The organism is Pseudomonadota bacterium (assembly GCA_010028905.1).
Lineage (GTDB): Bacteria > Vulcanimicrobiota > Xenobia > RGZZ01 > RGZZ01 > RGZZ01.
The window spans coordinates 1-11040 of the sequence record RGZZ01000133.1 but is presented as its reverse complement, the minus strand read 5'-3'; the positions used below and the strand labels follow the sequence as shown (position 1 = coordinate 11040).

9 protein-coding genes and 1 pseudogene are annotated in these 11040 nt (G+C 68.2%); 4 read left to right on the top strand and 6 right to left on the bottom strand.

What is annotated here, in order from left to right; genetic code table 11:
- Together EB084_11165 and EB084_11160 are read right to left on the bottom strand one after the other, a co-directional pair.
- Nucleotides 1-820 (bottom strand): hypothetical protein (locus EB084_11165; GenBank protein ID NDD28813.1); only part of this gene is annotated, 820 nt, incomplete at its 3' end.
- Between the two features lie 42 nt (nt 821-862).
- Entirely contained in the window at nt 863-1303 is a 441-nt protein-coding gene (locus EB084_11160) for a prepilin-type N-terminal cleavage/methylation domain-containing protein (GenBank protein ID NDD28812.1), read from the bottom strand.
- A gap of 183 nt (nt 1304-1486) precedes the next feature.
- Here EB084_11160 and EB084_11155 point away from each other — a divergent pair, with 183 nt between their 5' ends.
- Complete coding sequence (locus tag EB084_11155; protein NDD28811.1) at nt 1487-2662, top strand: response regulator; 1176 nt, start codon at nt 1487-1489, stop codon at nt 2660-2662.
- Here EB084_11155 and selD read toward each other — a convergent pair.
- From selD to EB084_11135, 4 genes and pseudogenes are all read right to left on the bottom strand, one after another.
- Nucleotides 2505-3540 (bottom strand): annotated as a pseudogene (gene selD / locus EB084_11150) (selenide, water dikinase SelD). The gene EB084_11155 and the pseudogene selD sit on opposite strands and share 158 nt — an antisense overlap.
- Nucleotides 3537-4544, bottom strand: a complete 1008-nt coding sequence (locus EB084_11145) for an SDR family oxidoreductase (GenBank protein ID NDD28810.1) — start codon at nt 4542-4544, stop codon at nt 3537-3539. Before EB084_11145 ends, selD begins: the two are co-directional and overlap by 4 nt.
- The gene (locus EB084_11140) at nt 4541-5545 is read right to left on the bottom strand and encodes an SDR family oxidoreductase (protein ID NDD28809.1); all 1005 of its coding nucleotides are present in this window, start codon (nt 5543-5545) and stop codon (nt 4541-4543) included. Before EB084_11140 ends, EB084_11145 begins: the two co-directional genes overlap by 4 nt.
- Before the next feature lie 232 nt (nt 5546-5777).
- On the bottom strand, nt 5778-8756 hold the full coding sequence (locus EB084_11135) for a hypothetical protein (protein NDD28808.1): 2979 nt from the start codon (nt 8754-8756) through the stop codon (nt 5778-5780).
- A gap of 312 nt (nt 8757-9068) precedes the next feature.
- Between EB084_11135 and EB084_11130 the strand changes: the two genes are divergently transcribed.
- The 3 genes from EB084_11130 to EB084_11120 all read left to right on the top strand — a co-directional run.
- Nucleotides 9069-9473 carry a hypothetical protein gene (locus EB084_11130; GenBank protein NDD28807.1) on the top strand — a complete coding sequence of 135 codons (405 nt, stop codon included), beginning with the start codon at nt 9069-9071 and terminating at the stop codon, nt 9471-9473.
- A gap of 46 nt (nt 9474-9519) precedes the next feature.
- Nucleotides 9520-10185 carry a hypothetical protein gene (locus tag EB084_11125; protein ID NDD28806.1) on the top strand — a complete coding sequence of 222 codons (666 nt, stop codon included), beginning with the start codon at nt 9520-9522 and terminating at the stop codon, nt 10183-10185.
- An 83-nt stretch (nt 10186-10268) separates the two neighbouring features.
- A partial coding sequence (locus EB084_11120) for a hypothetical protein (GenBank protein ID NDD28805.1) occupies nt 10269-11040 on the top strand: 772 nt, incomplete at its 3' end.

Genomic DNA, 11040 nt, shown 5'->3' with positions numbered 1-11040 from the left:
CATCGAGCGGACGCTCTCGCGCCACCTGCTTGCGCACGTCGTCTCCCCGCGCGCTAATGCCCTCGCGGCTGCTCTCCACGTCCTGGGCGTTGTCATCGTCGCGGTCACGCGACTGGGCGCTGCCGGGCGTCACCTCTTCAGTGGGGGCCAGGCCACTCCCCACCGCCGCGGCGAGAACATCTCCCCCGACCCGAGGCGAGCCTGCGTGCGAGGCGCCTGATGTCGGGTGCCCCCCACCGGAAGACACGGGCGCGCCGTGCGAATGTGGTGCGCTGTGCGCGGAGGCTTCGGCCTTGTTGCCGCCTCCCGCCGATTCTCTGCCAGAGGGCGCAGGCGTGCTCGACGAGGCGGAAGCGCCCGACGACGATGCCTCCGTCGACGCCTCCGCTGCTCCGACGCGCCCCATCATCTCACGCGTCGACCGCTGCGCGCGATCGCCGTCGAGACGCACGTTCTCACGCTTGCCCTGCTGCTCGGCGGCGTGCTGTGCGATGGCCTGGCTCTGCTGCTCGTCGAGCCCTTCTTCAGCAGCACCGCGCCCTCCGAGGGTGGCCCCTTCGGCCTTCGCGCGTCCGTCGGCGCTGCGCGCGCCCTGGGGGGACGGGGCCTCTCCACGAGCGCCGGACGGAGCCTCAGGCGCGCTTGCGTCGGAAACGTCGATGAACGCCTCGTCGATGGTCGCCGTGGCGTCGCGATCGTCGGCCGCACGCTCGGACCGCTGCTGCTCGCGGGTCTCCTGGGCCGCGCCGAAGCGCACCACCGCTTCGTGAAGCGAGGAGTTTCCGCCGGTCTCGCGACTGACCGGACCGATGGGCTGCATGTATACCTCTCTGCGCCAGGGGGTTCGTTGAGCAGCGGTGCGCTACTGCTCCTTGAGACCGCCGACAAGATAGTACTGTGGGTAGCCGCTGGGAACGCCGATGTCTTGATGGCTCGAACCACTGCACGACATGGTGTAGTTCGTCGTGCTGCTCGAAAAGCCGTTGAGGTAGGGCAGATTGTTCCCGGCCGACGGGCACGAGGGGATGGCGGCCATGTAGTTCGGTGCCAGCAGCCCCAGGCTTGTAGGATACAGATCGGAGTTGTTGCGCGCATACAGCTCGAGGGCCGTGGCCATGTTGCGCATGCCCGATTCGCAGGTGGTGAGCCGGCTGCGCGACTTGGCGCGCACGTAGTTGGGCAGCAGCACGGCCATGAGAATGGCGACGATGGCAATGGCAATCATGATCTCGATCAGCGTGAATCCGCGGGAAGAGCGCCTTTGATGCAATGTGGGCGACACGGTCGATATCTTTCGTGTGATTCGTGGGCGGTCGGACGACTTCGTTGCACAGCGAACCCGTCCTGTCTGACAGCCTCAACACTCTCTGGTCACGACCTCGCCCCGTGCGGTCTAGGGCAAGACAAGACCGACACCCCCACTCCGCTCCCGCTCCCCTGAAGGTCACAGGAAAACAATCGCTTCAACGGCGAACTCCACCCGGCAATGGACGACGATCGCAAGCTCACCCCCCACGCGCGCCTCGGACGCGATCTGCGCACCCCCCTCACCACGATTGTAGGATGCAGCGGAATGCTGCTGTCGATGGAGCTGGCGGCCGAGCAGCGTCAGCTGATCGAGCTGGTGCACGGCTCGGCCAATGAGATGTGGAAGCGCATCGACGCGCTCGACGCACCCGCCGAAGGCGCCACGGCCGAAGAGAGCGCTCTCCAGCCGGTCAACGCGAGCACGGGCGAGTCCTCACGCGGCCCCCTCGATGTCCTTGTGGTCGAAGACGATGCGTCGAACCGGGAGATCGTGGTGCGAATCCTGCAGTGGAGCGGCCACCGAACATTCGAGGCCACGTCTGGCGACGAGGCGCTCACCTTTCTGCAAGGGCGCGAGGTGCACGTGGTGATCATGGACGTCGATCTCCCTGGCGCCAGCGGTCCCGAGATCACGTCGAAGATCCGCGCCCGTGAGCGCGGCAGCGGACGTCGGGTTCCGGTCATCGCCCTCACCGCGCTGTCGAGTCGCAAGGACCGCCTGCGCTGCCTCGAGGCCGGCATGGACGGCTTCCTCACCAAACCGCTCCAGGCCAAGACCCTCCTCGAAGAGGTGCAGCGCCTGGCGCGCGCGGGGCCCGCGCTTCCCCCAGAACCTGCGCACGGCGCGGGTCTGAAGGTGGTGAGCATGCGCACCGCCCTTGCCAACGTGGGAGGCAGCTGCGAGGTGCTGGCCAGCCTGGCGCTGGGGTTCGTCGCTCGCGCCCCCGAGCTCATCGAGCGTCTTCGCGCCGCCATCGCCGCGCACGATGTGGAGGCGTTCAACAGCGTCTCGAGCGGCGTGCTCGCCACCTGCGCGGTCTTCAGCACCCGCTCGTTCAGCGATCTGATCGAAGCGCTGCGGCGCCTCGTTCACTCACGGCATGAGGAAGCCGCGAGCGCCGTGCTGACCACGCTCGAGGCAGAGCTCGAGGTGCTCCTCTCCGATCTGCGCATCAAACACCGCCACTTCGGCCTGATCAGGCCACCACGAGTCGCGGCCGCTCGGTCGGCCCCACCACCTCGCCCACGACGGCGGCACGCTCGAAGCCGTGGCGCGCAAACACCGCGAGCACCTCGCCTGCCTGATCGGGCGCGCAGCTCACGAGAAGGCCGCCGCTCGTCTGGGGGTCGGTGAGCAGCGCCAGGTCTTCTGGCGCGAACGCTTCCGGGAGGCTCACATCGGCGCCGTACCCCGCCTGGTTCCGTCCAGACGCGCCCGTGACGAATCCGCGGGCCGCAAGATCGCGCACCCCGTCGAGCAGGGGAACCTTCGACCAGTCGATGCGCACGTCGCAGCCCGAGCCACGCGCCAGCTCGAGCGCATGGCCCGCCAGGCCGAACCCCGTGACATCGGTCATGGCGTGCACACCGGAAATCTCGGCGAGATCCGGACCCGGGGTGTTGAGCTTCGTGGTGGTGGCGATCATCTGCGCGTAGCCGCCCTCGCCCAGCTCCTCCTTCTTGAGCGCGGCGCTCATCACGCCGACCCCGATGGGCTTCCCGAGCACGAGCACGTCACCCGCGCGGGCATCGGAGTTGCGACGAACCCGACTGGGGTGCACCAGACCCAGGGCCACGAGGCCGTAGATGGCCTCGACCGAGTCGATGGTGTGCCCGCCGGCAATGGGAATTCCCGCGGCGCGGCACACCGAGGCCCCCCCCTCGAGCACCCGACCGATGGTGGCGGTGGAGAGCCGCCAAGATGGGCCGCCCGCCCATGGCGTACACGTCGCTGATGGCGTTGGTTGCGGCGATGCGGCCGAAATCGTGCGGATCATCGACGATGGGCATGAAGAAGTCGGTGGTGGCGATGAGCGCCTGCTCGTCGTTGAGGCGATAGACAGCGGCGTCATCAGAGGTCTCGATGCCCACCATGAGCGCCTCCGGGATGGGCAGGGCCGACGTTCCGCGGAGGATCTCCGAGAGCACCCCGGGTGCGATCTTGCAGCCGCACCCGCCACCGTGGGAGAGCGAGGTCAGGCGAGGCTCGCTCGATGTATCACACGCGTTCATCGCTCGCCTCCCGTGCTCGGAGTCGCCTGAAGCGCGCGTTGGTCAGCGCGGACCTGCCCCCGCCAGTACTCGAGTATCTCGCGCAGGGTCTGCTCGAGCGGAATGGTGGGCGCCCAGCCCGTGGTCGCGCGGAAGCGGGCGGCGCTGCCCACGAGAACCGGGGCCTCGCGCTCGCGCACCCGTTCGGGGTCGCGAACCACCTCGATGCGCGCGGTCGACATCGACGCAAGCATGTCGAGCATCTCTCCGATGCGAACGCCCCGCTCCGAGCAGATGTTGTAGACCTCGCCGGACACGCACCTCTCGAGCGCCAGCGCGTAGGCCCTGGCCACGTCACGGGCGTCGCTGTAATCGCGCACCACCTCGAGATTGCCCACGCGCACCACCGGCTCGCGCAGGCCGGCCTCGATCTCGGCAATCTGACGGGCGAAGCTGCTCTCGACGAACACGTCTTCACGACCCGGGGCCGTGTGGTTGAATGCGCGCGTGCGCACGATGTGGAGCTTGTAGCTCTCGTGGTACTGCAGCCCCAGCATGTCTTGCGTGACCTTGCTGACGCCGTAGGGGCTCAGCGGTCGCAGCGGGCTGGTCTCCACGACCGCCTGCGCGCTGTCTTCCTGGAGGCCATACTCCTCAGACGACCCAGGGACGAGAATCCGCGCGGCGGGGTGATGCTCGCGCACCGCCTCGAGCAGGTTCACCAGCCCCACCACGTTGGTGGCCAGGGTGTCAGCGGGCGCGTGCTGCGATGCCTGCACGCTGCTCTGAGCGGCCAGGTGGAAGATGCGGTCTGGCTTGACGGCCGCCACGAGCCGTCGCACGCTGCTCGCGTCGCGCACGTCGCACTCGCGCAGATCGAGCCTGCGCTTGATGCCCTCCACCGCGTGCATGCGGCTGCGCCAGCGATGGGTGCCAACGACCTCGTATCCGGGGTGCTCGTCGAGCAGATGGCGGGCCAGCAGCCCGCCCATGAGTCCGGTGATGCCGGTGATCAGTACTTTCATCGAGGTTGCTTCTCCGTGACCAGTGAGGCTTCGGCGGCAACGCGCGCGCGCCAGTAGGCGAGCAGGTCGGCCAGGGTCTGCTCGAACGGGATGCGGGGGGCCCAGCCGGTCTTGCGGCAGAACTTGCCGTTGTCGCCCAGCAGTATCTCCACGTCGGACGGCCGCAGCCGCGCGGGATCGAGCTCGACCGTGATGGGAACCCGCGACTCGGCCAGCAGCATGTCGAGCACCGTGCGCACGGGAATCGTCGTGCCGCTAGCGATGTTGTAGACCTCGCCGGGCTCTGCCTTCGTCACCGCCAGCCAGTAGGCGCGCACGATGTCGCGCACGTCGGTGTAGTCGCGCTTGGCGTCGAGATTGCCCACCCGCAGAACGGGCGGTACGAGGCCGGCCTCGATCTCGGCCACCTGGCGGGCAAAGTTGCTCTCGACGAACACCTCGCCCCGGCGCGGGCCGGTGTGGTTGAAGGCGCGGGTGCGAATGGTGCGCAGCCCGTGGCAGTGGAAGTACTGCCAGGCCATCATGTCCTGCCCCACCTTGCTCACCGCGTAGGGGCTCAGCGGACGGAGAGGGTTGCTCTCGGTGATGGGCACCTCATCGGGGAGCACCTTGCCGTACTCCTCGCTCGAGCCCGCGATCTGTATCACCGGATCGAGACCGCTGCTCCGGATGGCCTCGAAGAGGTTCAGCTGCGACATGAGGTTGGTGGTGAGCGTGTCGACTGGCGCGTGCCACGAGGTAGGAACAAAGCTCTGCGCCGCGAGATGGAAGACGATGTCCGGTCGCACCTGCGCGATCATGGCGCGCACCGACGCGGCATCGACGAGATCGCACTCAATGATGGTCACGCGATCGGCGATGTGGGCCATGTTCTCGAGACGGCTGCGCCAGCGCGCGGTGCCGTAGATCTGCACGTCGGGGTGCTCGGCGAGGAGGAGCTCGGCAAGGTGGCTGCCGACAAAACCGGTGATGCCCGTGATCAGGGCACGTCGCTGCGACATGGAGAAGAGCCTCAGATGACGGCACGGCGACCGTCGTGGTGAATGCGCTCCACCACGACAGATGCCTCGGCAAAGCTCGGCCCAGGATTGGCCACCGTGTGCGGGAACTCCTCCAGTCGCGAAGCGAGCCGAGGGCACGCGGGCCCGAGGGACCCTTCCGGCATGACGCAGGCGCACGGCCCGCTCGGGCCGTGCGCCTGGAGGTTGCCGTCAGAGAGAGGCCGCTGCCCTCTCAGAAGACCAGCACGCCGCCCGCGTCGGCGGTCACCGTGCCGCCGGGCGTGATGGTCACCTGCACGCCGCCCGCGGTCACGGTTCTGGTCACGGTGTAGCCCGCCGCGGGGGTGAGGCCGCAGAGGTAGTGGGTGGTCACCGAGCCAGGCACGGTGTAGGTGGTGCTGCTGAACGTGGCCTTCGCGTCGTGCACGAACATCACCGCGTTCTGGCCGTTGAGCACCGCGCCATCGAAGGCCGTGCCCGCGGTGCTCTTCACCAGCACCGCGCTGTCCGGCGCAGTCTTGGTGGCGTCGGCGCCCTCGAGGACGGTGAGGAAGCAGGTGTCGGCGGCGCCCGCCGTGTCCTGCACCACGAGGCGCCCCTTGGCGGGCTCGAGTGCGGCCACCGCGCTGGCGCTGATGGCGATGGCGCTGGTCTTCATCGTGGCGCCGGCGGGGAGCAGCGACTGCACGTAGAGGCGCTGGCCCTGGGGGGTCACCTCGGTGGCCATTGCGCCACCCGCACCCTGGGTGAGGGCAGGCGTTGCAATCATTCCGAGGCTGAGGTGCTTGTCGAGACCCGTGTGCAGGGTCTTGGCGCGGTCGAAGATCACGAGGCGATCGGGCTTGATCCAGAGCAGCGAGCGGCTGGCGTTCTGCACGTCGAGGGCGGCGCTGGCGGCGCTCCACTGCGCGGGACGGTTGTAGAGGTTGGTGGCGTCGCCGTTGACGTAGGTGTAGGCGCCCTGCACGTCGCAGGTGGTTGTGGGGTCGCCCGCGCTGTAGCCCTCGAGCCACTGCGAGCCCATCGTCCAGAAGGTCCCCTCGAACCAGCTCAGCGTCGTGGGCTTGCCCGCCTGGCACCAGTTGTGGATGGAGACGGTGTTCTGGTAGTCGGTGGCCTGACCCACCCACTGGGTGTCGTAGTTGGCGATGCCGCGGGTGAGCCACTCGCCGTTGCGGTGGAAGTCGACGCGGTTGGCGTCGGCCTGCTGATGGTCGATGCTGCTCCAGCTGTTCGAGAAGGCAACCATCGAAGAGGTGGCGCTGTAGCTGGTGTGCTCGTACAGGCGGCCCTGGCCGGCGTCGTAGTGGGCGGTGCCGAGACTCGCGCGAGGGTCGGTGGCCGCGGCGGCATTGGGGTCCATCAGCAGGAAGGTGAGGATGGCGCTGTCGACCCCGTATGCCCAGGGGTTGCTCACGCGGGTGAGCGCCTTGCCCGCGCCGCCCTCGATGGCGCTGTTCACGAACCAGCGCTCGGCATTGAGACGGGTGGAGACCCCGTTCTTCTGGTCGAGCAGGCCGAGCAGGGCGAAGTTGGGGCTGAACTCCGGGGTCAGCCAGGTGCGCAGGATGTCGCCGTAGGTGTACCAGCTGAAGATGGGGCCGAGGTAGGAATTACCGCCCGTGGGCACCTGGGCGACGGGCACGAGGCTTGCCGCGGTGGCGCGGATGTAGCGGTCGAAGAAGATGGGGTTGTTCACCAGCGCCGCCTGCGGACCGCTGAGGGCGGGGTCGTCGTAGCCCGCGGTCTTGAGCGCCAGCAGCTGACCGAACAGGAACCCGATGGAGTGGCCGTACATGCTCCCCTCGGCCGCCGTGCCGCCGCTGGCGAGACCCACGTCGGCAGCGGCCGGCAGGCCCAGGCGGCTGATCACGTCGGCGCGGTCGCCGAACATCGCGTACTCCTGCAGGAGCCACGCCCCCGTGGCGTTCTTGATGTAGCTGCGCAGCGTGTTGCCCAGCACAGCGTTCGAGATGCGCGGGTCAACGGCCGGGTCGTCGGCGGGGTCGATGCAGAGCGCCATCATCGTGAGCAGGCGGGCGTGGCCGAGATAGTAGTTGTTCGCCGCCGTGCGCAGCGCCTTGCCGTTGGGCAGCAGCAGCGCCTGCGTCGTGGTGCCCACGGGCGAGGGGTGGTCGCCGTTCGTGGTGTTGGCGTTGAGGCACTGGTTCGACCAGGTGAGGAACACCTTGCGGATGGTGGTCAGGTCTTGCGAGGTGAGGATGCGCTTGCCATTGGCGTCGGTGGCATTGTAGATCCAGTCGACCACCAGGGGGAAGAAGCTGGCCGAGGCGTTGCCGCGGTTGAACGTGACGAACTTCGGGTCGCGGAACGGCTGGCCCGCGGCCACGCCCTTCGCCGCCTCGTTCATCGCCACCATCAGCAGGTTGCGAGCGCGCTGGGCGTGCTGCGCCGCGTTCGTGGGGTTGGGATCGATGAGCGACTGGAAGGCGAACAGCAGCGCGTACTGCTCGGTCTGCGGGCCCGTGTAGCCCTGGGTGTCGCCCGGATCCGGCCAGGTGGCGTTCTGCACGCCGCCAGGGAAGTACTGGGTGTTGTAGACGTTGATGGCCCCGTTCACCAGGGGCGCGATGCCCTGCTGGTAGGTCGAGTTCGAAGCCGCGGCCCATCCCCGCAGCTTCGGCAGATCGGCCTGGGTGATCCAGAGGCGCGGGTGCGACGCCACGGGCTGCGCGATGGTGGCCTGGGCGCCGAACTGCGCGGTCACGGTGACAGCCCCCTGGGGCATCACGAAGGTGGTGCTGAGCCCAGAGGTCGACACGAGAGGGGCGCTCCCCGACCAGCCGCTGAACACCTGTCCCGAAGGCGGTGTGTTCGCGGTTACCGCCACCGTCGCGCCGGCCGCCGCCGCGGTCACGGCCACACCGTTCACGGTGCAGGTGCAGCCCGTTGCGGTGATGCTCAGCGCCGACGCGACGGGGGAGGCCGCCGGCCTGGGCGTCGGCGAAGGGGTGGCCGTGCCGCTCTCCTTCGACGCCATTCCCCGAGCGGACACGGTGATTCCAGCGGCGTCGCTCCCCGTGGCGACCGCCGTGGTATCGCCGCTGCTCGCGGTGACTGCCGTCGCCGCGCCGTTCTCTGCCTGCCCGGCAACGCTGCCGCCCCCGCCGCATCCTACCAGCGAGCCGACGATGAGGGCCGCGGTGACGGCCTGCCCGAGCTTCTGCCGAATCGAGAGATGTGTGCCCATTTCGTGTTGTCCTCCCAACGTTCTTGGGGCGGGCGTGGAGGGTATCTCCCTCTCTTCGCGTTCGCCTCGGTCGGGTAGACAAGGGGTTCACTGGTTCGTGACGTCACAAGGGAACTATTTCCGCCTCGTCCATTCGACCTATTCCGTCGCTCGAGCCGCAGACAGACGCCCTGCGCGAAGCGTCAGGAGCGGCGTTCGTGCAGACGCGAGCGGCCTCGGCAGGATCGCCTGCACCGCAGCCTGAAACCGAAGCGCAAGCCAGTCGCGGCGGGCGCGCAACCGTCGCCAGAGCCGAGAGAGCACCACCAGCAGATGCGAGCCAGCGCACAACCTTCCCCGCTCACGCGCCGCAGACGCGGCTTCTCGCTCATGGAGATCGTGGTCTCCCTCGTGCTGGTGGCCACAGCCCTCATCCTCATCGTGGGGCTCATCCCCATGAATGCCAACAGCCTCAAGCGTTCCGAGAGCATTCAAGCGGCGACGCTGTATGCCATCGAGATGCTCACCGACGCCGAGAGCGTCGCCTTCATCCCCAGCGACCTGAACATGAACGTCGATCGCGAGGTGACCATCAACCAGACCACCTATCGCGTCGAGCGGGCCATCTACGGCGTTGACGACGTGAAGCCCCCACGGCTCTACGACGTGGTGGTGAAGGTCTCATGGAACACCCAGGCCGTCCCGGTGGTGCTGCGTACCCGTGTCTACCACCCGTGACGGGCGTCTCGCTCACATGCCGCCCCTCCAGCGCTCGCCCAGGGGCATGAGCCTGGCCGAGCTCGTGGTGGCCAGCGCCATCGGCATGCTCATGCTGACCGCGACCTATGAGCTCATGATCCCGGGGCTTCGGTCGTGGGCGCTCTCGAACAAGCGCTCGCACGTTCGCCAGAGCGCCCTGGCCGTGGTCAACCGCGTGGCGCACGACCTTCGCGCCTCGTGCGTCGAGTCGATCTGGACCTCGCCGGACACGATTGTAGACCCGGACACGGGCCTCACGGAAGACGCCACCTCGCTGTCGTTCCTGAGCGCCGTCGATGCTTCGGGCCGTATTGCGCAGCGCAGCGACGGCAGCGTGATCTGGCAGTGCTACGAGGTGCTCTATCTCGACGGTCCGCGCCAGGTCCTCTACATCGGCACGCGTCCGCTGGCGTTCGACGAGTCGGGCTGCCTCGTCTATCGGCTCGAGAGCTTCCGCCCCGACGCAGATCGTGACCGCCCCCTCTCTCGCGGGGTTCGCGGATTCAAGGCGGAGGCCACCCTCGACCCCCTGGCCGCACGCTTCGGAGGCACCGGGAGCGTGCTCGACCCGGTGCGAACGAACCCCGTGACCGTGAACGTGCACGTGCACGACCTCGAAGAGGACTGCCGTCTCTTCACGGCCGTCAACACCGGGCTTGCCGCCGACCCGGCGAACGCGTCGGCGCGATGAGCCGAGAAGCCCCTCGACGCGTTCGGCCAGAGGTGGAATTCGACGGGAGGCTGTCGAACAGGTACACACATAGGAGGTGCGGGGTGCGCAGCAGGTCGAGAGGCTTCAGCCTGGCGCTGGTGCTCCTGGTGGCGAGCGTCGTTCTGACGGTGGGCTTTGCCATGGCCGCCCTGTCGAGCTTCTCGCTGAACCTGGCCACCCAGACGCTGAACCAGGCGCGGGCAGACGCCCTGTCGCGCGCCGTGACGGCGCAGGTCTGCTACGAGCTCGACCAGCGGGTGTGGACGCAGAACCCCTGGCAGCTCGGCGGATACCCGGACATGGCGTATGGGGCCGACGCTGTGCGCCAGCGCTTCCAGGCCCTCCCCGTCTTCCCGGACACGACGCAGCACGTGCTCAACGGCACCATGCAGGCGTGGGTCGAGTTCGATGGCTCAGGATACTTCTCTGTCGACAACCTGGCCAGCGGCGAGTCCCGCCAGAGCTATGCCGACCAGGGCACCTCCCGCGCCTCGGTGCCCCCCTACAGCCTCAGCCTCGTCGTCAACACCGGGATCGGAACCGACCGAGACCACCTGCTCGACGTGCGGCACTTCGAATCGGTGATCTGCCGCGCCTGGCCCTACGCGGCCTACAGCGTGAAGTCCCCCGTCTGCATCACGGGCGGCTCGCTGGTGCGGGGCGATATCTACGCGGGCAACTCCACGGTGCTGGTGGGAGAGATCGGTGGCACGCCTGTGGGCCTGCAGGGCGACGTGTGCATGCAGGGCACGGAGAAGCAGTCTAAGATCGGCCTCGAGGTCGGCAGCCTGATGTCCGGAACGGTGAGATACGAGGTCCTGCCTCCCGTCGGCC